Origin of the sequence: Sphingobacterium sp. 2149 (assembly GCF_031455655.1) — a bacterium.
Taxonomy (GTDB): Bacteria; Bacteroidota; Bacteroidia; order Sphingobacteriales; family Sphingobacteriaceae; genus Sphingobacterium.
In genome coordinates this window covers 204,873-230,630 of sequence record NZ_JAVDTD010000002.1, presented here as the reverse complement: position 1 = coordinate 230,630, position 25,758 = coordinate 204,873, and the positions used below count along the sequence as shown (strand labels likewise).

At 37.6% G+C, this 25,758-nt stretch carries 26 protein-coding genes; 24 read left to right on the top strand and 2 right to left on the bottom strand.

Features of this window, described 5'->3' with window-relative positions; translation table 11 throughout:
• Entirely contained in the window at positions 1–999 is a 999-nt protein-coding gene (locus J2X77_RS03265) for a mannose-1-phosphate guanylyltransferase (RefSeq protein WP_293879944.1), read from the top strand.
• 229 nt (positions 1,000–1,228) lie between these two features.
• Positions 1,229–1,720, top strand: a complete 492-nt coding sequence (locus tag J2X77_RS03260; RefSeq protein ID WP_310079015.1) for a hypothetical protein — start codon at positions 1,229–1,231, stop codon at positions 1,718–1,720.
• A gap of 61 nt (positions 1,721–1,781) precedes the next feature.
• On the opposite strand, the gene J2X77_RS03255 is transcribed toward J2X77_RS03260, so the two are convergent.
• Complete coding sequence (locus J2X77_RS03255; protein WP_310079012.1) at positions 1,782–2,393, bottom strand: DNA-binding response regulator; 612 nt, start codon at positions 2,391–2,393, stop codon at positions 1,782–1,784.
• Positions 2,390–4,309, bottom strand: coding sequence for a 7TM diverse intracellular signaling domain-containing protein (locus J2X77_RS03250; protein ID WP_310079011.1), 1,920 nt, complete (start codon positions 4,307–4,309; stop codon positions 2,390–2,392). Before J2X77_RS03250 ends, J2X77_RS03255 begins: the two co-directional genes overlap by 4 nt.
• Positions 4,310–4,489: 180 nt before the next feature.
• On the opposite strand from J2X77_RS03250, the gene J2X77_RS03245 reads away from it, so the two are divergent.
• From J2X77_RS03245 to J2X77_RS03140, 22 genes are all read left to right on the top strand, one after another.
• Positions 4,490–4,984, top strand: a complete 495-nt coding sequence (locus J2X77_RS03245; protein WP_310079009.1) for a hypothetical protein — start codon at positions 4,490–4,492, stop codon at positions 4,982–4,984.
• Between the two features lie 222 nt (positions 4,985–5,206).
• Entirely contained in the window at positions 5,207–6,589 is a 1,383-nt protein-coding gene (locus J2X77_RS03240; protein ID WP_310079008.1) for a nucleotide sugar dehydrogenase, read from the top strand.
• 83 nt (positions 6,590–6,672) lie between these two features.
• Positions 6,673–7,191 (top strand): ArsR family transcriptional regulator, encoded by a 519-nt coding sequence (locus J2X77_RS03235; protein WP_310079006.1) that lies wholly within the window; start codon positions 6,673–6,675, stop codon positions 7,189–7,191.
• Positions 7,192–7,203: 12 nt separating this feature from the next.
• Positions 7,204–8,172 (top strand): SDR family oxidoreductase, encoded by a 969-nt coding sequence (locus J2X77_RS03230; RefSeq protein WP_310079004.1) that lies wholly within the window; start codon positions 7,204–7,206, stop codon positions 8,170–8,172.
• A 30-nt stretch (positions 8,173–8,202) separates the two neighbouring features.
• Positions 8,203–9,486 (top strand): nucleotide sugar dehydrogenase, encoded by a 1,284-nt coding sequence (locus J2X77_RS03225; protein WP_310079003.1) that lies wholly within the window; start codon positions 8,203–8,205, stop codon positions 9,484–9,486.
• Positions 9,487–9,496: 10 nt separating this feature from the next.
• Positions 9,497–10,549, top strand: coding sequence for a dTDP-glucose 4,6-dehydratase (rfbB, locus tag J2X77_RS03220; RefSeq protein ID WP_310079001.1), 1,053 nt, complete (start codon positions 9,497–9,499; stop codon positions 10,547–10,549).
• A gap of 1 nt (position 10,550) precedes the next feature.
• Positions 10,551–11,105 (top strand): dTDP-4-dehydrorhamnose 3,5-epimerase, encoded by a 555-nt coding sequence (rfbC, locus tag J2X77_RS03215; RefSeq protein ID WP_310078999.1) that lies wholly within the window; start codon positions 10,551–10,553, stop codon positions 11,103–11,105.
• Positions 11,106–11,108: 3 nt separating this feature from the next.
• Entirely contained in the window at positions 11,109–11,957 is an 849-nt protein-coding gene (gene rfbD / locus J2X77_RS03210) for a dTDP-4-dehydrorhamnose reductase (protein WP_310078997.1), read from the top strand.
• A gap of 22 nt (positions 11,958–11,979) precedes the next feature.
• On the top strand, positions 11,980–12,837 hold the full coding sequence (gene rfbA / locus J2X77_RS03205) for a glucose-1-phosphate thymidylyltransferase RfbA (protein WP_310078994.1): 858 nt from the start codon (positions 11,980–11,982) through the stop codon (positions 12,835–12,837).
• Positions 12,838–12,847: 10 nt separating this feature from the next.
• Positions 12,848–13,741 (top strand): hypothetical protein, encoded by an 894-nt coding sequence (locus tag J2X77_RS03200; protein ID WP_310078992.1) that lies wholly within the window; start codon positions 12,848–12,850, stop codon positions 13,739–13,741.
• A 9-nt stretch (positions 13,742–13,750) separates the two neighbouring features.
• A complete protein-coding gene (locus tag J2X77_RS03195; protein ID WP_310078990.1) occupies positions 13,751–15,154 on the top strand; it encodes a lipopolysaccharide biosynthesis protein in 1,404 nt (467 codons plus the stop codon).
• Positions 15,155–15,213: 59 nt separating this feature from the next.
• Positions 15,214–16,308: an EpsG family protein gene (locus J2X77_RS03190; RefSeq protein ID WP_310078988.1), complete on the top strand. Its 1,095-nt coding sequence runs from the start codon at positions 15,214–15,216 to the stop codon at positions 16,306–16,308.
• A gap of 11 nt (positions 16,309–16,319) precedes the next feature.
• Positions 16,320–17,198: a hypothetical protein gene (locus J2X77_RS03185; RefSeq protein ID WP_310078985.1), complete on the top strand. Its 879-nt coding sequence runs from the start codon at positions 16,320–16,322 to the stop codon at positions 17,196–17,198.
• Between the two features lie 28 nt (positions 17,199–17,226).
• A complete protein-coding gene (locus J2X77_RS03180; protein WP_310078982.1) occupies positions 17,227–18,393 on the top strand; it encodes a glycosyltransferase in 1,167 nt (388 codons plus the stop codon).
• A gap of 20 nt (positions 18,394–18,413) precedes the next feature.
• On the top strand, positions 18,414–19,448 hold the full coding sequence (locus J2X77_RS03175) for a polysaccharide biosynthesis protein (RefSeq protein WP_310078980.1): 1,035 nt from the start codon (positions 18,414–18,416) through the stop codon (positions 19,446–19,448).
• A gap of 13 nt (positions 19,449–19,461) precedes the next feature.
• Complete coding sequence (locus J2X77_RS03170; protein WP_310078978.1) at positions 19,462–19,884, top strand: WxcM-like domain-containing protein; 423 nt, start codon at positions 19,462–19,464, stop codon at positions 19,882–19,884.
• Between the two features lie 12 nt (positions 19,885–19,896).
• A complete protein-coding gene (locus tag J2X77_RS03165) occupies positions 19,897–21,012 on the top strand; it encodes an NAD-dependent epimerase/dehydratase family protein (RefSeq protein WP_310078976.1) in 1,116 nt (371 codons plus the stop codon).
• 31 nt (positions 21,013–21,043) lie between these two features.
• Positions 21,044–22,183: a non-hydrolyzing UDP-N-acetylglucosamine 2-epimerase gene (gene wecB, locus J2X77_RS03160; RefSeq protein WP_310078974.1), complete on the top strand. Its 1,140-nt coding sequence runs from the start codon at positions 21,044–21,046 to the stop codon at positions 22,181–22,183.
• A 4-nt stretch (positions 22,184–22,187) separates the two neighbouring features.
• On the top strand, positions 22,188–23,381 hold the full coding sequence (locus tag J2X77_RS03155) for a glycosyltransferase family 4 protein (RefSeq protein WP_310078972.1): 1,194 nt from the start codon (positions 22,188–22,190) through the stop codon (positions 23,379–23,381).
• Between the two features lie 3 nt (positions 23,382–23,384).
• Entirely contained in the window at positions 23,385–23,990 is a 606-nt protein-coding gene (locus J2X77_RS03150; protein WP_310078970.1) for a sugar transferase, read from the top strand.
• Positions 23,991–23,995: 5 nt separating this feature from the next.
• A complete protein-coding gene (locus J2X77_RS03145) occupies positions 23,996–24,592 on the top strand; it encodes an acetyltransferase (protein ID WP_293879904.1) in 597 nt (198 codons plus the stop codon).
• A gap of 11 nt (positions 24,593–24,603) precedes the next feature.
• Entirely contained in the window at positions 24,604–25,740 is a 1,137-nt protein-coding gene (locus J2X77_RS03140) for a DegT/DnrJ/EryC1/StrS aminotransferase family protein (RefSeq protein ID WP_293879902.1), read from the top strand.
• Positions 25,741–25,758: the final 18 nt, after the last annotated feature.

Below are 25,758 nucleotides of genomic sequence, written 5' to 3'. Positions count from 1 at the left end.
ATGAGCAATATCATTCACGTTGTTTTAACAGGTGGAGTAGGGAGCCGTCTATGGCCACTTTCACGGAAAAGTTACCCCAAGCAATATCTTTCGCTTTTTAAGAATGGATCGTTGTTCGAAATGACTGTAAAGCGCAATCAATCGTTGTGTGGACAGGTGATTGTGGTTGGAAATCGCGACAATCATAACTTGAGTAGAGAAGTGATGGAAAACAATAAGATTGATTACATCGATATTGTTGAAGCGACTCCGCGTAATACCGCTGCTGCAATTGCCTTTGCTGCCTTTGCTGCGCAGCCAGATGATATTTTGGTCGTTACACCGTCCGATCATGTCATTGTTGGGGATGAAGCGTATGCTGCGGCCATAAAAGAGGGCGTTGAAAAAGCCAATAAGGGGTATATTGTTACCTTTGGTATTCAACCAACTCGCCCTGAAACGGGGTATGGCTATATCGAATATAAGGAGGACAAAGTATTGTCTTTTCGTGAGAAGCCAAACCAGGATACGGCGGAGGATTTTATAGAGCGTGGCAATTTTCTTTGGAATTCGGGAATGTTCTGTTTTCGGGCAGATACCTTCTTAGCTGAACTTCAAAATTTTGAGCCTAAAGTGTATGCAACAGCCTATAACGCTTGGAAGCATCGCCAGAATGGCGAACTCGATCTTCAGCTTTCGAAAGATATTCCATCCATTTCCATTGACTATGCAGTGATGGAGCGCTCGAAGAAAATTCGCGTGGTTGCTACAAGCTTCCAATGGTCAGATTTGGGCTCTTTTGAATCGATGTATGATTACTTGAAGCAGACAGGTCACTCTGTAGATGAGAACGGCAACATGGTTATCGGTACGGATATCTATACTGCATTTGTGGGATTGCGCGATAGCATTTTGGTACATACCAAAGATGCGATTTTGGTGTTGCAGAAGGAAAAATCCCAAGATGTTAAAAAGATTTATAACACATTAGAGCGTCATCAGTCGAAGTTGATTGATTAATGGGCGCCATTATTTTCAATTTTCGAATTATACTCACGTTTTTTGTCAATTAGTTGAGCTAGTATAACAGCTTAAATCACTAAAAGGCCTGTCCCTCGGATAGGCCTTTTTTGCTCTGTTAAAGCCTAATTTGTAATTGTCCCCTTTTTGTCCCCTTTCCATTTTCGTGTGCTATAGGCGATTACCTTATTTTTGGGTTCACCTATTCCTATTCATTAACTATTTTATTATGGTAACTTTTATAGCACTTACGGTATTTCTTTTGAGTTCCATTTATCTAATCTTAAAGTCAAAACAAAAGCAGAAGCTCTTTAACGAGGCTGTTTCGATGGAGGTCAATTACCTGTTTCAGGATAGACCGGGGCAATATAGCGGCGACTATCGGACAAAAAGTGGTGTATTTGTTTTTCGTACGGAACCCAAAGACAGCGAACTTAAAAATTTAGTGATCAAGGAGGTAAAGCCTAGCCATCCCGCTTTGGTTGTCAATCTGGAACAGATTGTGGTGGTGCCTTTTGAGCAGAAGAAAATAGGTGACTCGGCTGTTTCTGTCCGATTTAAATTGCTCAAAAGGAAAGGTGAAGTCACCGCGTTGGAGGGTAAGCGGATACGTGTTGCTGGTGTATTGAATTATGCCAACAGAAAGCCCAAAACGTTCAGTACCTTGTTAAAGATCGGGGAGCTTTATCAATCTAAAAGTCAGCTTGATCAGACGACATAATTTGCGTAATTTTTATTTTATGGGAAAGGGTTTGCTTCATTGCAAACCCTTATTTTTTGTCTCAGAATTTGAGTAGATGCTGATGTTCAATAGCCCAGGATAAGAGGGCATTGTTTTCTTCATTGAGATCCAGTTTTCGGCAGATGCGGTGTCTTGTATTTTTGATGGTATATGGACTCAGGAATAGTGATTCGGCAATATATTTGGTGGTATGGCGGAGTGCAATCAGCTTAAGAATATTTAACTCGGCCGGAGTCAATGTTTTCAGCTTTTCCACGGCCTGACTTTTATTCTTTTGTTGCTGCAGCCGCTGGATCACCATGTGCGTGCCTGCATAGAGTCGGTTTTCTCCCAGCGGTTTAATGATGTAATTTTCAGCATTTAGGGCTGCTGCGCGATCTATACTGCTTTTCGACTGATAAGAAGTGATAAAGATTAGACTGAAATGCTTCGTGGCTGTATATTTCTCCATTAACTCAATGCCATCCAATCGATCATTGAGCTGAATATCACAGAGTACCAGATCGGGTGAATTTTGCGCCATGTACTGGTCCACCTCGTCAACAGTGAGTGCAATATGCAATTCCAAACCTGTATAAAGGGTGTGAAGCTGATATTCAATAAATCGGGCAATAATCATTTCGTCTTCTACAATTAATACTTTAAGGCTCATATCATGTTGTTAAATTCAAATATATACTGAAATCCTGGCTTTTGCTGGATTGTCACGGATCCCTTGATCTGCCTGGTGAGATCTTTGACCAGGCCGATTCCAAAAGAAGTGGATAAAACGGCTTCGGATGCTCCCACGCCGTTATCTTCAACGTACATGGTCGTCACGAATTTTTTCTTAATGATACGCAGATTAATAACTGGAGCGCTTATACTTCCTTTTGGAAAGGCATATTTATAACTATTGGTCAATAGCTCTGTGATAATCAATGCTAACGGAATTGACGTGTTTGTGGAGATAAACCTGTCCTGTTCAATATCGACGTTGACGCGGACTGTTTTTTCCGGATCATGCATCTGGCGGAGATAATTGACTGTTTCAATCACCAATGCTTTTAACTTTAACTGGCTATTCTGGTTATAGACCAGGAGCTGGTTGACCAGCATCATGGCGTGAATGCGGTCCTGCATCGACTGAATGGCCTGGTGATATTGTAACCCATGGTTTTCTCCCGTTTTATACAGACTACCAAGGCTGTATAAAAGCTGAAGATTGTTTTTGACCCGATGATTGACTTCGTCAATCAGGGTTTCGATATAGCGATTTTTTTGCAGTAATTGGATTTGCTGTTCATAAAGCGCATTGTTTGCTTTCTTCAGTTCGGTTGTTCTTTCCAGCACGATTGATTCGGTCGATTGATGGTAGTCAATTTCATTTTTACGCAGTTTTAAGCGTATTCCGATCAATAGCAGCATGGTAACACACAGCGCAAAAAACTGCGTCAGCATAGATACATACTGTATGGCCTGTTCCTGTAGCGTAAGCGCACAGTACACCATTGCAGTAATGCCCGTGACAAAAAATACACTCCCATAGGCCAGGAAGCGCTGCATCAAATCGATCTTTTTCCATAAGGAAATAAAGAGGTTCGAAAAATAAAGCATGTGGATAATACCCAGCGTAATATTGATCCAGTTGCTCTGTTTATAATTGACAAAATAAAAGTTATTGACAAATGTAAATAGTGCTGTGAGGCCAATGGCCGCAATAATATAACAGGCGGCTTTATAATAACGGGTGTGCAGTTTTCTCAATTGGAGAAAATCGATGGTCAGCAAGTAGAAGCTGATGGCAGCAAACCGGCTAAAAAACGATACGGTGCTCCAGCCCAGTTGGGGTCTGTTATAGAAGAAGTAATCGACAAAGAAGTTTTGAAGTGCTACGCTATATAGGCCAATGGATAGCAAGAATAGAAAGATCCAGATATAGGGACGATAGCGCGATACCATCCAGGCCAATGCCATATAGAGCAGCAGTACGATAATGGCTCCTTCCATAAAGGCGTGGACAATACGGCTACGCTGCTTCTTTTTTATATAATTCAGTTCCGTCTGCAAATGGAAATTATATACGGGTGTGTAGCCTTTATTGTGTTTAACCCGGAGCAATAGGGTATACGGCGTTCCAGCTTCCAAGTTTAACACAAAATGTTCACGTCCATCCCGCGGTGCGAGTTCGTAACGTTTACGGAATAGACCCGATTTTCTGCTATACGCTATTTTCCCTTTGGCATCGATCACGGTAAGATTGACATAGGTTAAATAATCGAAGGATAGTACATAACTGCCTGATGATAAGCTGTCTGAAGGGTATATCTGTTTTTTTAACCAGAAAATGCCCTTTTCTTGATCGACATCCCTCTTTATCTGGTTGAGGGGAACAAAGAGGTCCGGATGGTTATAGTAATATGCTGGATGGGTATAGGCTGGATTTTCTTTTGTAATGCCAATAGGTGAGTGGTTGGCCACGCAAGTCTTTATTGACGCCAGATTATTGGCTACCAGCGCCTCCCTTCCGAAGCGGATGGTTGCTATGCTAAGGAGCAACAGGATGGTTACAATAATATTTGGCTTCATAAGGCAAACAAAAGTGCATTATTTTCATTAAATCTAATAAGGTTTTATTTTCCTAATTGTAAATAAGACCCTAGGGTCTCTGTTCGCATAAACATTTACTTTTTACATTTGCTTCACGCACTTAAACAAATATCTACGAACGCAAGGATATTGACATTCAGATAGAATGATGAGTTGACTATGATGTATTTATATATATTCCTGTTAGTTGCTTTTATGTACGCGCTATTTCGGTTATTTTCTTCTAGAAGGAAAAGACCTACAGATGTCTCGATGAATGTTTACTACCGTTTCCAGGAACATCCTGGGCAATACAGCGGCAGTTTGCGGGCGACCCACGGGGCGCTGGTGTTTCGTGGAGAACGATTTCGGGACGACGTTAGCAATATTGTGGTGAAAGACGTCCGATCGACAGATGCCAAAGTAGAGATCAAGCTGCAGCAGATCTTGGTGCTACCTTTTAAGGAGAATGAAAATACTTCTTATGAAGTTTCGGTACGGTTTCGGATCGGAACAGATAGAGGGAAAGAAGTTGATCTGACACATTATAAAGTCAGAATACAAGCGGTAATTAACTACCAAAATGGGGAGAAGAAAGCATTTAGTACGGTTCTTCCCATGATGGGGGTATATCATATTCATTCCGAAAAGTCGGACGATTTAATAAATAAATAATTTACGTGTTTTTATTCCATATTACATACCTATTTAACCCGAAGGGACCCTGCTTGCCGGGGTTTCTTCATTTTAATGGGAATGTTCCACGTGGATATACACCATGCTCATGTACTGAAATTTCTTTTTAACAGCTAATTCGGCGCATATTCCTATCTTTAACGGTATAAAGCTAAGGGAAGTTAAAAGAAAAATTGATAAGTAATAATTTGAGCTGATTATATGAAAGAAATAAAAAAAATAGCTTGCATTGGAGCAGGGTACGTCGGCGGGCCAACGATGTCTGTGATTGCACAGAAAAATCCAAGTATTCAGGTTACCGTTGTTGACTTGAATCAACAACGTATCGATGCGTGGAATAGCGAAGATTTTGCGCAGCTTCCGATATATGAGCCTGGACTTGATGCGGTGGTGGCAGAAGCACGCGGAAGGAATCTGTTTTTTTCGACCGATGTTGAAAAGGCGATCGACGAAGCGGATATGATTTTTATATCCGTCAATACCCCGACGAAAAACTATGGTAAAGGGAAGGGGCAGGCAGCAGATTTAAAATATATCGAATTGTGTGCGAGGCAGATTGCCCAAGTGGCCAAAGGGGATAAGATCGTTGTCGAAAAATCGACCCTTCCTGTCCGTACGGCTGCTGCATTAAAGAGTATTTTGAATGATACCGGGAATGGGGTGAATTTTGATATTCTATCCAATCCGGAGTTTTTGGCAGAGGGAACAGCCGTAGCAGATCTACACCATCCCGATCGCGTATTGATCGGTGGGGAGAATGAGGATGCTATTCAGGCGCTCGTGCAGATTTATCAATCGTGGGTGCCGCAAGAGCGGATACTCACCACAAATCTATGGTCTTCTGAATTATCCAAATTGGTGGCCAATGCTTTTCTCGCGCAACGGGTTTCTTCGATTAATGCCATATCAGAGCTGTGTGAAGTGACAGGTGCCAATGTCGATGAAGTATCGCGCGCCATTGGACACGATAGCCGTATTGGCCCTAAGTTTCTAAAAGCATCGGTGGGTTTTGGAGGATCCTGTTTTCAAAAGGATATTCTCAATCTGGTTTACATCGCGCGGAGCTATAATTTAACGGCTGTTGCCGATTACTGGGAGCAGGTGATTATTTTAAACGACCATCAGAAGCTGCGCTTTGCTGAAAAGATCATTCAGACCATGTACAATACGGTCAATGGGAAGAAGATTGCCTTGTTGGGCTGGGCATTTAAAAAAGATACCAACGATACACGCGAGTCTGCCGCAATATACGTAGCCGATCACTTGCTGGACGAGGAAGCGCAGCTTGTGGTTTATGATCCGAAAGTAACTGCAGAGCAGATTTATAAAGACCTGGATTATTTAAAAACGCGATCGCCAGAAGAAAATCGTCGCTTAGTAGCCGTCGTCAACGACCCTTATGAGGCGTTGCAGGATGCGCATGCTGTGGCTGTATTGACGGAGTGGGACGAATTTAAAAGTTATGACTGGGAGGCGATTAAACAGATGATGAAAAAGCCTTCGTTTGTGTTTGATGGGCGGAAGTTATTGGATAGCGAGCAGTTGAAAAACTTAGGTTTTGACTATTACGCGATTGGTAGTTAGTGAATTGATGATTGTTTAACACTAATTTAATTTGATAAATAAAAGCAGATTGAGTACTTTTGTTACTCAATCTGAACTATACCATGCTAGATACGTTAATTACATCGAAGACGCGATTGAAATTACTGATTAAGTTTTTTGTCTCCGCTAGCAATCAATCCCATTTACGGGGGCTGGCTGACGAATTTCAAGAATCGACCAATGCCATACGAAAAGAACTGAACCAACTGTCCGAAGCGGGCTATTTAGAAAAGACTACAGCTAAAAATAAAATACTATACCGTGCCAATACAAAACACTCTTTATTTGGCCCCCTTCAAAAATTAATTCATACCTATTTGGGGATTGATGACATTGTAGATAATATCCTACATCAAGCGGGCGATATACAGGAAGTTAGTCTAATTGGCGACTATGCGGAGGGCATAGATTCGGGTAAAATAGATGTGTTAATTTTAGGGGAAAATCTAAATCAGGCATATTTATTGCTGTTAGCGGACAAGGTTGGAAAAAAATTGGGAAAGCAGGTCAATCTTTCTTTTCAGAAGACTATTGAAGAACAACGTTATATTATTTTATATACAAATCATTCTACCATATAATTACTTCAAAAGATGAGTAAAATATTAATCACCGGTGGGGCCGGTTTTATAGGTTCAAATCTCGTAGAGCATTTTTTAGGTAAAAACCATCAAGTGGTCGTATTGGATAATTTTGCTACAGGCCATCGCCACAATATCGCACAGCATGACAGCAATCCAAATTTCACCTTAATTGAAGGTGATATTCGGAATAATGAAGATTGCCAGAGGGCTGTCGAAGGGGTTGACTATGTATTGCACCAAGCTGCTTTAGGGTCAGTTCCACGTTCGATTAAAGATCCTCAAACTTCCAATGAGGTAAACGTGACGGGGTTCTTAAATATGTTGGTTGCAGCGCGCGATGCCGGGGTAAAGCGTTTTATCTATGCCGCTTCTTCATCCACGTATGGCGATTCTGCAAGTCTTCCGAAAGTGGAAGATGTAATTGGTAAACCATTGTCACCCTATGCCATTACCAAATACGTCAATGAATTATATGCGGATATTTTTTCGAAGACCTACGGTTTGGAGACGATTGGTTTGCGCTACTTTAATGTATTTGGCCGACGTCAAGACCCAAATGGTGCCTATGCTGCAGTGATTCCATTATTTGTTAAGAAATTTATGAATCACGAGAGCCCTGTTATAAACGGTGCTGGTGATTATTCGCGTGACTTTACCTATGTCGATAATGTGATCCAGATGAACGAGCGTGCAATGACTACATGCAATCCAGACGCCATTAATACGGTGTATAATACCGCTGTTGGCGACCGTACCACCTTAAATCAATTGGTTGGCTATCTAAAAGAATTTTTGACTGAGTACGATGCCGCAATTGCAAATGTAGAAATTGTGCATGGACCGAATAGACAGGGTGATATTCCACATTCGTTGGCGTCGATTGACAAAGCCCGTCAATTATTAGGCTACGAGCCTACACACGTAATCCGTGAAGGTCTTAAAGAGGCAGTAAGGTGGTATTGGGATAATTTAAAATAAAGATTTAATCATTATAAACTCAAAATATAAATGAAAAAAATTGCTGTCATTGGATTAGGCTATGTAGGCTTACCCTTAGCGAGACTGTTTGCAACAAAATTTCCAGTATTAGGATTTGATATCAACCAAAAACGTATTAATGAATTGCGTTCGGGTAAAGATTTAACATTGGAGGTGGAAGATGATATACTTCAAGCTGCATTGGTGAGTGAAAACCCTTTTTCAACCAATACAACTGGTTTATACTGTTCCAATCAGTTAGCTGATATAGCAGACGCAAATTTCTATGTGGTTACTGTCCCTACACCGGTTGATAAAAATAACCGTCCGGACTTGACACCATTATATAAAGCGTCAGAAACAGTCGGTAAAGTATTGAAGAAAGGTGATATTGTCGTATACGAATCTACTGTTTACCCCGGTGTTACAGAAGAAGAGTGTATTCCAGTTTTAGAAAAGATTTCCGGCTTAAAATTCAATGAAGATTTCTTTGCAGGTTATTCCCCAGAGCGCATCAATCCGGGCGATAAACAACACACTGTTGAGAAAATATTAAAAGTGACATCGGGTTCGACTCCTGAAATCGGGGCTGAAGTAGACGCCGTTTATAAAGAGGTGATTACGGCAGGTACACACTTAGCGCCTTGTATTAAGGTTGCCGAGGCCGCTAAGGTGATTGAGAATTCACAACGTGACATTAATATCGCTTTTGTGAATGAATTGGCAAAAATCTTTAATATTTTGAATATTGATACCCATGCCGTATTGGAAGCAGCAGGTACCAAATGGAACTTTTTACCATTTAAACCAGGATTGGTTGGTGGACACTGTATTGGTGTAGATCCTTATTATTTGGCGCAAAAGGCACAGGAGCATGGCTACCATCCAGAAATTATTTTGGCTGGCCGTCGTTTGAATGACTCGATGGGCGAATATGTAGCTTCTCAGGTTGTTAAAACAATGATCAAAAAGGGAATTAATGTAAATGGTGCCGAAGTATTAATGCTGGGTGTAACATTTAAAGAGAATTGTCCTGATGTTCGCAATACGAAGATAGTAGATGTAATCCGTGCGCTAGAAGATTATGGAATTAAAGTAACGACTTATGATCATTGGGCAAACCCTGCTGAAGTACATCACGAATACGGTATTGAAAGCGTTAGTGAGTTGCCAAATAAAAGATTTGATGCCGTTGTATTAGGAGTAGCGCACAATGAGTTTCTGAATATTGATTTTGAAAAATTAAAAAAGGAAAACTCCATTATATATGATGTAAAAGGAGTAGTTTCAGAATTGGCTGATTCCCGTTTATAAGCTTGTGCAGATGAAAAAAACAATTATAATTACAGGCGGAGCCGGGTTTATAGGTTCACATGTTGTCAGGGAATTTGTACTTAAATATCCTGATTACCATATTATTAATCTTGATGCATTAACGTATGCGGGTAATTTAGCTAATTTAAAGGATATTGACCAACTACCCAATTATACTTTTGTAAAAGTTGATATCACCGATGCAGAGAAAGTTTTAGCTACATTTAAAGAGTACCAACCTGATGGCGTCATTCATTTAGCCGCTGAATCACATGTAGATCGGTCGATTACCGATCCGTTAGCATTTGTAATGACCAATGTCATTGGAACCGTCAATCTATTAAATGCAGCGCGAGCTATTTGGAAAGGTAACTTCGAAGGTAAGCGGTTCCATCATGTGTCTACAGATGAAGTTTATGGTACATTGGGGGAAACAGGACTATTTACCGAAGAAACCTCTTACGATCCACATTCACCTTATTCCGCTTCTAAGGCTTCTTCAGACCATTTTGTACGTGCATACCACGATACATACGGCTTACCTATCGTTTTAACGAATTGTTCAAATAACTATGGGCCAAACCATTTTCCTGAAAAGCTAATTCCGCTGTGTATTCACAATATTTTAAATAATAAACCCTTACCGATATATGGTGATGGGAAATTTACCAGAGATTGGTTATTTGTGATAGACCATGCCCGAGCGATCGATTTGGTATTTCACAATGGCAAGAATGGAGACTCTTATAATGTTGGTGGCTTCAATGAATGGAAGAATATTGATTTGGTGCAAGAACTGTGTAAGCAAGTGGATGAAAAGCTTGGAAGAGCACAGGGTACTGCTGCGCAACTGATTACTTTTGTTAAAGATCGTCCGGGGCATGATTTGCGCTATGCTATTGATGCATCGAAGATCAATCGAGAGTTGGGTTACCACCCATCCGTTACGTTTGAGGAGGGGCTTTCCAAAACCATTGATTGGTACCTAAATAATCAGGAATGGTTAGATCAAGTCACTTCGGGAGAATATCAACATTATTACCAACAACAATACCAAGGTTAATATGAAGGCTACAGAAACAAAATTGAAAGGATGTTTTATCTTGGAGCCAATAAAGTATGGCGATAGTCGAGGGTATTTTTTCGAGAGTTTTAATGATAAAACCTTTCGTTCGCTTACTGGTACGGAGACAACATTTGTGCAAGACAATCAGTCCTTTTCTTCTAAAGGTGTTTTAAGAGGGCTTCATGCGCAAAGTGGAGAACATGCACAAGCAAAATTGGTTCGCGTACTTAGCGGTAAGGTATTGGATGTTGCGGTTGACGTCCGTCCGAATTCACCTACATTTGGTGAGTATATTGCTGTAGAGCTTTCGGAAGAAAATAATCTTCAGCTTTTTGTTCCTCGAGGTTTTTTACATGGATTTGTTGTTCTGAGTGATACGGCTACGTTTTTTTATAAATGTGATAACTTCTATAACAAAGACTCTGAGTGTGGGATTCACCCTCTAGATTCAACTGTTGGCGTTAATTGGCAACTGTCGGAGGAAGAATTGATCCTTTCAGATAAGGACAAGGATGCTCCAAGTTTCCAAGAGATATTTGGTGCTAAAATATAAAATATGAAAATACTTGTTACAGGTGCATCTGGTCAATTAGGATCGGAAATTAAAGAGCTTTGTGTCAACTATACAAATGACACTTTTATTTTCGTAGATCGCGAGGAAATGCCTTTGGATAATTTGACACAAGTTTTGAGTGTTATCGAAGCTATTGATCCAGATTTAATCATAAGTGGCGGAGCGTATACAGCGGTAGATAAAGCAGAGTCGGAGGCCGAGTTGGTGGATGTTATTAATCACCAGGCTGTAGCAACAATGGCGAAATGGGCCAAGCAAAATAATAGGAAGCTTATTCATATCTCTACAGATTATGTATTTCAAGGGACTAGTAGCACAGCTTTGAAAGAAGATGAGCCAACAAACCCGATCAATGTATATGGTTTAAGTAAACAAAAAGGTGAGGAAGCTATAATCACTTCTGGTGCTGATGCTATTATCATTCGTACCGCTTGGGTTTACTCGAGCTATGGGGCAAATTTTGTAAAGACAATGATCCGATTAATGACCGATCGGGAAGAAATTTCTGTTATTGGAGACCAAGTAGGATCGCCGACTTATGCGCATGATTTAGCACAGGTTATTTTGGAGATTGCACATAGTGAAAAGTGGGCTAAAGGTATATACCATTTTTCTAACGAAGGAGAAATCTCCTGGTATGATTTTGCCGTTGCTATCAAAGAATTGAAGAATTTGGCGTGTGATATTAGACCAATTACGACGGCGGAGTATCCTACTGCTGCAAAGCGTCCTAGTTACTCATTACTGGATAAAACAAAAATTAAACAAACTTTTGGAGTCGCTGTGCCCGAATGGAAGCAGAGCCTATCCAATATGTTAGCGAAAATATAAATTACAACAAGCATAAAGAAACATGAAAGGAATAATTCTAGCAGGGGGATCAGGTACCAGACTACACCCATTGACATTGGCTGTTTCGAAGCAATTAATGCCGGTGTATGATAAACCAATGATTTATTATCCATTGTCTACTCTTATGCTTGCAGGAATAAATGAAATCCTTATTATTTCTACTCCGCAAGATTTGCCAAATTTTCAAAAGTTACTTGGCGATGGGTCTCAAATTGGTTGTAAGTTTTCATACAAGGAGCAACCGAGTCCAGATGGCTTAGCGCAAGCTTTTATTTTGGGTGAAGAGTTTATTGGGAAGGATAAAGTTGCACTGATCTTAGGGGATAATATATTTTATGGATCTGGCATGTCCAAGTTGTTACAATCTTGTGCAAACCCTGAGGGAGGCGTAGTATTTGCGTACCCGGTGCACGATCCGGAGCGATATGGTGTAGTCGAATTTGATCAGAATAAGAATGTGGTTTCTATTGAGGAGAAGCCAAAAGAACCTAAATCAAGTTATGCTGTTCCTGGTGTCTATTTTTATGATAATGACGTTGTAGAGATTGCGAAAAATATTGAACCATCACCAAGAGGAGAACTTGAAATTACCGACGTGAATAAGGAATATTTGAAACGCGGGAAGTTGAAGGTTGGAGTTTTTGATCGAGGAACAGCATGGTTAGATACAGGTACAATACAATCGCTCATGCAGGCAGGGCAATTTGTTCAAGTTATTGAAGAGCGACAAGGTATGAAAATTGGCGCTATTGAGGAGGTTGCATACCGTATGGGATATATCGATGCTGATCAATTGAGGAAGATCGCCGAACCATTGAAGAAATCGGGTTATGGGGATTACTTATATAAGATATTATAAAAGCTAAGGCATGGATAATAATAAAACCATAGTAATATATAATTCAGTAAGATATTTCTTGCCTTTCTTTAATTCAAAAGGGATAAGGACATACATGATCTATAAAGATACTGGATTTGTTTCTCGTGCATTTAGAAAATTATTTGGCTATTTTGGACTAAATCGCACCCATTGGTATGGAGAGTGGTATAAAGAGTTGAAAAAAGAGAATATTTCCCGGGTTATCTTGTTTGCAAATGATGAACAAGATTTATGGTCATGCATTAGAAAATCTGGGGCTTCTGTGATTTTTTGGTATTGGAATCCGACAAAGATATATTCCAAGGGTACACCTAACAATTTGCCCGAAAATTTTAAGCCATACTCTTTTGATCCTGTCGATTGTAAAGTGTTTAATATGAAATTCAATACAACACTATATTTCGATAACATCATTTTGCCTAATAGATCAAAGAAATATGATGTGTTATTTGTGGGTATGGATAAAGGAAGGAAGAGCCAATTGGAAGATTTAGAGGCTTTATTCAAAAAAATGGGTATTAGTAGTTTGATTTATATTGTTGGTAACAGAAATTTATTAGGTGATCATTCGGGAAATAAACCTATAGAATATAATGATTATTTAGGTCATATTGCTGAATCAAGTGTTATTTTAGATTTATTACAGGAAAGGCAAAGCGGTTTAACTTTAAGAGCAATGGAATCACTTTTTTTTAGTAAAAAATTGATAACAAATGATCATACCATTGTTGAGCAACCATTTTATAATGAACATAATATATTTATAATAGGCAAAGATAGTCTCGATAATTTGAAGACATTTATTCAAACACCTTTTGTGCCTGTAGATACTGAAATTGTAAGATATTATGATGTAACAGAATGGTTAAAAAGATTCAAATAATGTGCTAGTATGAAAGATCTTCTTAAAAATTTCTTTTCATTTGGACTTGCTACAACCATAGAGAAGTTATTATTATTTCTTTTTATACCCATATATTCGAAGTATTTACTTCAAGCTGAATTGGGGGTTGTTGACTTACTTCAGGTTTTGGCGGAAGGTGGTACCATATTAGCTCTACTTCAGATAGAATCGTCGTTTCAGAGATACTATCTTGATTTCAAAGGGAGGTTAAAGAATATATTTATTTCCTCGACATTTATTTTTGTAGGAATATCATCAATTCTTATAACAATTTTATTAATGGTATTCTCTAAAGAACTTTGTTTTTTATTATTTAAAGATTATAAATATGTCGAGGCCTTCAATTGGTCCGTAGCTAAGATTCCTTTATCAAATTTTAGTGTTTTAATTTTTGTAATGCTAAGATTCGAAAATAAAACAAAGCTATTCTTTTTTTATGTACTCTTTCGTGCTCTTAGTTTGCTTATTTGTACATATGCTTTTTTAAACTTTATGGAAGACAGTGTAATTGCGATATCGTCAAGCCAATTTGCTAGCGTTGTGTTGACATTTATCGGCGCTTTATTTTTTTTGAAAAATTATTTAGCGAAAGGTTTCTCATTGCGTATTATCAAACGTTCTTTGAATTTTTCATTACCAATGGTTCCTGCCAGAATAGGAAGTTTTACTGTAACTTATGCTAACAGGTTTTTTTTGGTTTCACTTCTTTCTTTGTCGGCAATAGGGATTTATTCTCTTTCTTTAAAGTTTGCCTCTTCTGTACAAATTGTTTATACTGCTTTTATAATGGCTTGGCCGCCATTTTTATTCAGTACTGTAAAAAAAGAAAATTCCAAAGATATTTTTAAAAGTATACTACCTTTAATTGCATGTCCAGTTTTTCTTATAGTGTGTGGGATATCGATTTTCTCGGCTGAATTAGTGAAATATTTTTCTACACCTACCTATTCTGAGTCTTCCAAGTATATCGGTGGCTTATCACTATTTTTTTGTCTCTTAATTTTTAAAGAGGCTGTAGATATTGGTCCAAAAATTAAAAATAAAACACAGTATATTACTTATAGCTTCTTTGTATCGGTAATTATTAATGTTATTTCTCTTTTAGTCTTTACAAGATATTTAGGTATTCAAGGTGTGGTTTTGTCGATGATATTGACTAATACTGTACTATTAATCATGAGTTGGGTAATATCAAATCGACTATTTTATATTTCCTTCAATGTATTCCAATTTATTTTGTACGCATTTCCTGCATATTTTATTTCAATTTTTTTTATGTTTTATTCTGTTGGTCTAACAGTCAGATTTCTAATTTTGGTAATTATAAGCGCTTTTTATATCTATAATTTTTTGGAAAATATAAAGCAAAGTAAAAATTTGATTAAAGTTTAGAAAGGATGATATATTTTTTTCTGTCAATATTAATTCTGATGTTAATCTTAACATATGACTTGAAAAGCAATAAAGCAGGTAGAAACCTTTGGTATTGTATCACATATGTTTTTTTTGTATGTATCTCTGGATTTAGATACAAAGTTGGGGGAGACTCCTTGGAGTATTTTAATTCGTTTGCAAATCAGATCCCTACGTTAAAAGACCTAACAATAGATCATTTTTTTACAATTCGATATGAACCATTTTGGATAATTTTAAACTCAATATGCAAAACAATTCTAAACGACTTTGCCATTTTACAACTTATACATGCTATTTGGATAAATCTTGTAATTTTTAGATTTTTTAAAAAAAATACAAAATTTCTATTTACTGCAATATTGATTTATTGGCTGTTTTTCTATTTCTATTTTAATATGGAGATCCTGAGGGAATCTGTAGCTATTAGTTTCTTTTTACTAGCATACCCATATTTATCTAGTAAAAAATGGGTTAAATATTATTTACTAGTGATTTGCGCTATAATGTTTCATACCTCTGCATCCTTTCTTATTGTTTTACCTTTATTTCGTAATCAAGTTTTAAATAAAACGAATTTTATAAAAATTGGATGTATTGTAATCGGAATAATAGCTTTATTTGGAGTCGCTCCAAATTTGATATTGGGGGGCGCACTTCAACAGAAATTTTTAATTTACCAATTATTTACCCCAACTTTCGCGGGCTTCACATATTATGTATGTTTATATTTTTTTGGTCCCCTTTTTATTTATCGACATTATACAAAGTATAGAGTCCCATTATTCCGTGACATAGCGGTCGCTTACTTCGCCATTGCGGCAATTGTTAGCTATCTCACAGGATTTTCTCGCTTTGTAAATTATTTCACACCATTTATGGCTGTCTTTTTAACAAATTATATTGTGTTGATATTTGAAATAAAAAAATTCCGACAAGTCAGATCAGCAGTGATTTTTTTTATAATTCTAATCTCTTTTATTCCAAAGCTTCTTTATTATACCCAAGATACTTCTGACTTAGTTTCAGATACGCACAAATATGATTTATGGTTTCCTTACAACAGTATATTTGACAAGGAAGAAAATATTAAAAGAGAACAACTGTTTTATCGATCGTTCAATAAACAATAATATCATGTATTATGAGAAACAAGCTAATAAAAAAAGGAACTATTTTCGCATCGATAATTATTTTAATTTCAATATGTATTTCATTTGGAGCAATAAAGGCTAGGAATGTTAAGAACAATAGTAAATCAAATTTTAGTATTATCAATAAGAAATTCGTGATTTACGATGGGATTATGCATTCAAGGCCGGACTTGACAAAATTTGGACTAAAAAATATCAATATCATTTACGAAGATAGCTTGTTAGATGCAGGGGTGATTAATTTTAAAAAAATGGATAGGGCTATTTCAAGAGTTTCAAGAAATAATGATCCTATATGTTTGGATATCGAAAGCTGGGATTTAAGAGATGAAAAGTATAAGATTAACGCGAAGAAATATATTGAGGTATTGAAATATTTTAAAATGCGGCTTCCAAAAAGAAAAATTGGTTATTTTGGAATGTTGCCGTATCGGGATCTTTTATTATATCAAGAAAAATTAACTCCAAATAATTTATCAAAAAATAGCTATCTCGAAAAGTGGGGGAGAATGAATGATCATATATCATATTTTACCAAAACTCAAGACATAGCATTTCCCTCATTTTATACAAGAAATAAAAATATGGAACTGTGGAACTGGGTTAAAGAACAACAAATATCCAAGTTAAAAGCATTAGATCCGAGTATTCCCGTTTATGGTTTTATGTGGCCCCAATATTGGAATAGTGAGTTTCTGTCGGGTAGTGATTGGGCTTATCAACTGGAGAGTCTTTATAAGATATGCGACGGAGTTGTTATTTGGAGCCCTCCGTTTAATTCAGACGATAGAAAGACCATTAAATGGGACAGTGGAAGGGCATGGTGGAAAGAGACGCTTAAGTTTATCAGAAGACATAATATAAACTGATAGTCGGAATTTTATTTTAATTATTATTATGAATGTATTGATAGACGCATCAAACATTATTTCAGGCGGAGGCCTTTCGCATTTGATTGAAATTTTAGAAGCAACAAGTTTAGATTTGTTAAATTCTAACGATATCGATAAAATTTATGTTGTGGGGATAGATGCAACTTTGAAGGTGCTTCCACAGCGAGATTGGTTAGGGGTCATTTCGATGGAAAATAGTGATGCTAATTTTCTGAAACGATTTCTTTGGAAACAGAGAAATTTTAAAAGGCTGTTTAGAGATTATAATATAGATATTGTATTCAACCCTGGAGGAAGCTATTTTGGCGGGCCATTGCCATATATAACCATGTGTAGAAACATGTTGGTTTTTGAAACAAAGGAAGCTAATAGATTTGGTTTTACATTTTACAGATTGAAATTCTTTTTTTTAAGGATGTTTCAGTCCATTTCTATGAAAAATTCCTTAGGAACAATTTTTATTTCGGAATATGCTTACAATTATATCTCAACTTTCTATCCTTCTATTCGTCTCAGAAATTATGACGTTATAAATCATGGGGTTTCAAACCGCTTTAGAAGTGAAGTTAAGGAACAACAAGAAATTAAAGATTATTCAATAACTAAGCCTTTTAAGATATTATATGTATCAATCCTAGATGTCTACAAACACCATGACAAAATAGCAAAGGCTATTCTAAAATTAAGACTTAACGACGCCTTGCCTGTTGAATTTATAGTTGTTGGAGGAAAGGCCGGAGGATACAAAAAATTTGATATTATTAGATCTCAACATCCTAATATTATAAAATATCTAGGAAAAATTCCTTTTGAACAAATTCAAGCGCAATATAAGGAAGCAGATCTATTTGTTTTTGGATCTACTTGCGAAAATATGCCAAATATCTTAATTGAAGCAATGTCTAGTGGCGTACCCATTTGCTGTAGTGAAAAACAGCCTATGCCTGAATTTCTTAAAGATGGTGGCTTGTATTTTAATGTCGAGGATTCGGAATCAATATATAATTGTATTCGAGGTGCCATTTTAGATAAATTACAAAGAGAAAATATAGCTAAAATCTCAAGCAAATTGTCGTTACAATACTCGTGGGAAAAATGTGCTAAAGAGACTTTTAATTTCATAGCAACTTGCTACAAAAAGCAGTTAGGTGGTTCAAATAAGGAGCTTTAATAAAGAATAGTTTAAATAAGATGAAGATAGAAAACAAAATATTATTAATTACGGGCGGAACCGGTTCGTTTGGCACAGCGGTGTTAAACAGATTTCTGCAAACAGATCACTTTAAGGAAATCCGTATCTTTTCTCGCGATGAGAAGAAACAGGATGACATGCGCAACCTTTATAGAAACGATAAAATCAAATATTACATCGGCGATGTACGTGATTTTACTTCGGTTGAGCCCGCTACTAGAGGCGTAGACTACATCTTTCATGCGGCTGCATTGAAGCAAGTTCCATCCTGTGAATTTTTTCCAATGCAGGCTGTGAAGACAAATGTTGAGGGCACGCAAAATGTGATCCGAGCCGCAGCCTCTAATGGTGTAAAAAAAGTGATTTGTTTAAGCACCGACAAAGCGGCTTACCCTATCAATGCGATGGGTATCTCTAAAGCCATGATGGAAAAAGTCGCTGTTGCGGAAGCTCGCAATTTAACAGATACTGTAGTATGTTTAACACGCTACGGAAACGTTATGGCCTCTAGAGGTTCTGTAATACCTTTATTCTTAAATCAGATTCAAAAGGGCGAACCTATTACGATAACTGATCCAAATATGTCTCGTTTCTTTATGTCTCTGGAAGATGCAGTCGACCTAGTATTGTTTGCCTTTGAACATGCTAACCCAGGTGATTTATTCGTAAATAAAGCGCCGGCTGGTTCTATTGGTGATTTGGCAAAAGCTTTAATTGAGTTGACAGGTAAGGAGGTCCCAATTAAAATTATCGGTACCCGCCATGGAGAGAAGCTTTATGAAACGCTTTGTACACGTGAAGAAATGTTGAAAGCGGAAGACATGGGAGATTTCTACCGCGTTCCGGCGGATAACAGAGACCTAAATTATGCGAAGTATTTTTCCGAAGGCGAAGAGGACGTTTCAAGAATTGAAGATTACCATTCTCACAATACTGAACAACAAGGTGTTGAGGGACTGAAGAATCTTGTCTCACAACTTCCTTTGATTCGTAAAGAAGTGTTCGGTGAAGATGTAATGCAATATCCATACTAAGTCGTTTTTAATTATGTTAGATTTTATTCAAGGCGGGATAGCTCAGGATCACCGTGGCCACATTCGATTTGTCAATGATTTTGACATGTCCCAAGTAAAGCGTTTCTATATTATTAAAAATACGGATCTTGACCTTGTAAGGGGATGGAGGGCCCACCGGATAGAACAACGCTGGTTTTATGTGTTGTCTGGAAAATTCTCAGTTGACGTGGTTCAAATAGATGACTGGGATCAAGCATCTACCGATCTTCCAGTAGAAAAAATCATACTTGACAATACAGAAAATAGGGTATTGCACTTGTCGTCAGGTTACGCGACTGCCTTTCAAGCTTTGGAACCAGAATCTGAATTATTGGTTTTTGCAGATTATGGTATTGAAAATGCTAAAAATGACGACTATACATATCCGCTAGATTATTTTATAAATAGAAAGTAACTTGTTTTAAATATGAAAATCGGGATAACTGGCCAAAATGGATTTGTAGGCCGCCATCTATATAATACAATTGGACTGCTTGATACAGAATTTGAGCGAATAGAATTCGATAAAAGATTCTTCGAAAGCGATGCTGAACTGGACAAATTTGTAGCGCAATGTGATGTAATTGTTCATTTAGCAGCAATGAATAGACACGAAAGCGAACAGGTAATCTATGAAACCAATGTTGGTTTGGTAAAGAAACTGGTGGGAGCATTGGAAAGGACAGGATCTAAGGCGCATGTATTGATTTCATCTTCTACACAAGAAGAACGCGATAATCTTTATGGACGTTCTAAACGAGAGGGACGCGAGGCATTAAGATCTTGGGCAGAAGGAAATGGTGGTAAATTGACAGGGTTATTGATTCCAAATGTATTTGGTTCTTTCGGTAAACCTTTTTATAACTCATTTATAGCAACATTCTGTTATCAATTGACACATGGAGAAACACCTAGCATCGCCACTGACGGTCAGGTAGGTTTGATCTATGTCCAAGAGTTGGTCGATTTTATTATTGAAGAGATTCGTAAAGGAATGCATAGTCCTTTATGTATTGTCGAGCCAACTTCGTCAAAGAAGGTTTCTGAGGTATTAGAACTTCTGGAAAGTTATAGAAATTTATATCTAGAAAGAGGTGAAATTCCCACATTGAAGGATCGCTTTGAACTAAACTTATTCAACACATATAGATCTTTCATGGATCATCGTGCGGTTTATCCGCGCAAATTTCAGTTACATACAGATCCAAGAGGAACATTTGTCGAAATTATTCGGATGGGTATAGGTGGTCAATCTTCTTACTCCACAACAGTACCCGGGATTACAAGAGGTAACCATTTCCATACGCGCAAAATAGAGCGTTTTGCTGTAATACAAGGAAAGGCACGCATTCAGTTACGTAAAATGGACAGTGATGAGGTAATGGATTTCTACCTGGATGGAACTGAGCCTTCTTATGTTGATATGCCCATTTGGTATACGCATAATATAACGAATGTGGGTGAGGAAGAATTGATAACAATGTTCTGGATTAATGAACCTTACGATCCAGCAGATCCAGATACCTATTTTTTAGAAGTGTAGAAAAATAAAAGCTTTTTAGCTCAATTAGTATATGAAAAAATTAAAAGTAATGACGGTTGTGGGGACACGACCAGAGATTATCCGATTGTCAAGAGTGCTGTCAGCGTTAGACGCTTCAGATGCTGTAGACCACATTATTGTACATACGGGACAAAATTATGATTACGAATTAAATCAAATCTTCTTTGAGGATCTCGGATTACGCAAACCAGACTATTTTTTAGATGCGGCAGGGAAGACGGCTACTGAAACTGTCGGTAATATCCTAATAAAGATAGATCCGCTATTAGAGGAGCTTAAACCAGATGCATTTTTGGTATTAGGGGATACAAATTCTTGTCTATGTGCAATTCCTGCTAAAAAACGTCATATCCCTATTTTCCATATGGAAGCGGGAAATCGTTGTTTCGATCAGCGTGTGCCCGAAGAAACTAATCGCAAAATAGTAGATCATACAGCAGACATTAACTTGACCTATTCTGATATTGCAAGAGAATATTTGTTGCGTGAAGGTCTGCCGGCAGACCGGATCATAAAAACTGGTTCTCCTATGTTCGAAGTACTTAACCATTATTTGCCCCAAATCACTGCTTCTGACGTATTGACTAAATTGGGTTTAGAAGATCGTAAGTTTTTTGTTGTTTCTTCGCATCGTGAAGAAAATATAAATAACGAAAAGAATTTTAAGGGATTGATGGAATCACTGAATACAATCGCAGAGCAATATGGTTACCCTGTAATTGTGTCAACTCATCCGCGTACACGTAACATGATTGACAAAATGGGGATTCAGATGCGGCCTGAAATACAATTTTTAAAACCGTTGGGTTTTCATGATTATAATGCATTGCAAATGCGATCTTTTGCTGTTCTTTCAGACTCCGGTACAATCTCTGAAGAATCATCAATCTTAAATTTCAGAGCGCTAAATATTCGTCAGGCTCATGAAAGGCCAGAGGCTATGGAAGAAGCTTCGGTTATGATGGTCGGATTGTCTCCAGAGCGTGTATTGCAAGGCTTAGTTCAAGTACTAAGACAAGACGTGGATGGCCAGCGAAATTTCCGTCAGGTCGTCGATTATTCAATGCCTAATGTTTCTGAAAAGGTGGTAAGAATCATCATTTCCTATACGGATTATATTAAAAGAACGGTTTGGTCAGAAGAAATCTAATAAAATGAATATTGTCTTTTTAACGCTAGTAGAGATTAACTCCATAGAAGAACGTGGGATTTATCAAGATCTGTTACGGAAATTCCGTGATGAGGGGCACAGTGTTACCATAGTAACTCCTGTGGAAAGAAGACGGAATATTGCGACTAATTTCAAAAAAAAGGACGGGGTAGAAATTCTGCAGGTTAAGACGTTGAATATTCAAAAAACAAATATAATTGAAAAAGGTATTGGTACGCTTGCCATAGAATACCAGTACCTTTCTGCAATTAAGAAATATCTTTCCGATAGAAAATTTGATTTGGTTTTCTATTCTACTCCTCCTATTACTTTTGCAAAAGTCATTGAATACATTAAAAATCGAGACCATGCTAAATCTTACCTTTTGTTAAAAGACATATTTCCGCAAAACGCAGTGGATATGGGAATGTTAAAAAAAGGAGGTATTATACATCGCCAGTTTCTAAAGAAAGAAAAGAGATTATATCAGATATCTGATACGATCGGATGTATGTCTCCCGCAAATGTTAACTTCTTATTGCAGCATAACCCCGAAATATCTTATGAAAAAGTCGAGGTTAATCCAAATACGATCGAGCCTGTCACTGTGGATTATACAGATGAACAAAAGGTGAACATAAGAGAAAAATATGGAATACCAATAGATAAAAAGGTATTCGTATATGGGGGTAATTTGGGCAAGCCACAAGGGTTGGGTTTCTTGTTGGAAACAATAGAGGCTACAAAAAATGAAGAAGTGTTCTTTTTAATTGTGGGAGACGGTACCGAATTTCCAACGATGAAAGCTTGGTTTGATAATCGTCAACCAAACCATGCGAAATTGCTGCAAAGATTGCCAAAAGAAGATTATGATAAATTACTTGCTGCATGTAATATCGGATTGATTTTTTTAGATAGAAATTTTTTAATTCCCAATTTTCCATCGAGATTATTATCATATCTTGAAATGAAAATGCCGGTATTAGTGGCTACAGATCCAAATACAGATATCGGCGATATTGTAGAGAAGGCTAATTGTGGATACAAAGTATTGGCTGGTGATCAAATCGATATGCAGGCCAAAATTAGCAATTTATTAAAAGCTGATTTGAAAGAAATGGGATCTAACGCTGAAAAATTGCTAAGAGATGAATACCTAGTCAACCGGTCCTACCAATTAATCATAAAAAAAATATGAGATATGTATAAGCTATTTTTAAAAAGATTGATTGACTTTATTGTAGCATTTCTAGCGCTCTTGATTTTGAGTCCTGTTTTTATGATTGTAACTATAGGTTTGTATTTTGCTAACGATGGAAAACCTTTCTTTTTCCAATCTAGACCAGGCTTAAATGAAAAGATCTTTAAGATCATCAAGTTTAAGACAATGAATGACAAAAAGGATGCCGATGGAAATCTTTTGCCGGACGCTGACCGTCTAACTCCGATTGGCGCATTCGTTCGAAAAACTTCGCTGGACGAAATTCCTCAACTTATCAATGTACTTAAAGGAGATATGGCGATAATCGGACCAAGGCCATTATTGATACAGTACCTACCGCTATATAATGCAGTACAGCGGAGACGTCATGAAGTTCGGCCGGGGATCACGGGTTGGGCCCAGATTAATGGACGAAATGCAATTTCATGGAGTAGAAAATTTGAATTAGATATATGGTATGTTGATCATGTTAGCTTCAAAACAGATTTAAAAGTTTTCTTTTTAACCTTCAAAAAGGTATTTAAAAGTGAAGGAATATCTGCCGAGGGACACGTGACGATAGAACCCTTCAATGGAAAGAATTAAGTTTTATGTATTTATTTGGCGCAAGTGGACATGGCAAAGTAATTGCTGAGATTTTGGAGAGCAAAGGACTTGGGGTCGATGGTTTTATCGATTCAGACCCGAATAAGTCACTTGTATTAAATTATAACGTGGTAGATAGTATTCCATCGAAAGAAGTGGAGTTGATTATTGCCATAGGGAATAACCACATTCGAAAGAAAATTGTTAACGAAAACCCAGATCAGTTATATGGTATAGCTTTCCATAGAAATGCGAATATTTCGCCAAGAACGACTATCGGAAACGGGACCGTAATTATGGCGGGTGCAACTATTAATGTGGATGCTTTAATTGGAAAACATTGCATTATCAATACGAATGTGTCTGTTGACCACGACTGTATCATTGAAAGTTATGTTCATCTATCGCCCAATGTCGCTTTAGCTGGGAATGTTTCAGTGGGAGAAGGTACACATATTGGTATAGGAGCATGTGTCATTCAAGGCGTTAAGATAGGCTCTTGGTGTACTGTCGGCGCCGGAGCTGTCATCATAAGAGATATTCCTGACGGTTGTACCGTTGTAGGGAATCCCGGCAGAATTATTAAAAATAGCAAGAATTAATTTTATATATCATGTCAGATAAAATATGGTTATCTTCTCCTCATATGGGGGGGAATGAATTAAAATACATTCACGAGGCATTTGATGAAAATTGGGTTGCTCCTCTTGGACCTAATGTGAATGGATTTGAAGAAGATCTTGAACGATTCTTAAATGAAGATGTTAAAGTGGCCGCACTTTCTGCTGGAACTGCAGCCTTACATTTGGCTTTGATAGAGTGTGGGGTAGGGTATGGCGATGAAGTCATTTGCCAGTCGATGACTTTTTCTGCTTCGGCCAATCCAATTGCCTATCAAGGGGCGACTCCTGTATTTATTGATTCTGAAGAAGATACCTGGAACATGTGCCCAATCGCTCTGCGTGAGGCGATAGAAGATCGAATTAAATTAGGAAACAAACCGAAAGCAATAATAGTAGTTCATCTATATGGTATGCCTGCCAAAATGGATGAAATTATTGAAATAGCAAGGGAATTTGATATTCCTGTCATCGAAGATGCAGCGGAAGCATTGGGATCATCATATGACAATCGCTCTTGTGGTACGTTTGGACGTTTTGGTATTTTAAGCTTTAATGGGAATAAAATCATTACAACTTCTGGCGGTGGAGCGTTAGTTTGCCATACAAAAGAGGACAAAGATAAAGCGGTATTTCTTTCTACACAAGCACGTGATAACGCACCACATTATCAGCATTCACATATTGGATATAATTATAGAATGTCGAATATCTGTGCTGGAATTGGAAGAGGGCAAATGGAAGTGTTGAAAGATCGTGTGTCTGCGAGACGTGCAATGACAGCATTCTATTTGAATTTGTTTACTAATATAGATGGAGTGGAAGTATTATCTGAGCCAGATGATAAATTTTATTCTAATCATTGGTTATCGGCAATATTAATTGATCCTGATAAAACCGGTGTAACACGTGAAGATCTTCGCCTAGCCTTATTGGAAGATAATATAGAATCCCGTCCTTTATGGAAACCGATGCATCTTCAGCCTATTTTTGAAAATGCTCCTTATTATGGCGGACAAGTTGCCGAGAAACTTTTTGAAAACGGCCTATGCTTGCCGTCGGGTTCTAATTTGACAGATGAGGAAAAGCAACGCATACAGACAGCAATCTTAAAGGTGTTTTCTAAATAAAGATCGTTTTTAATTGAG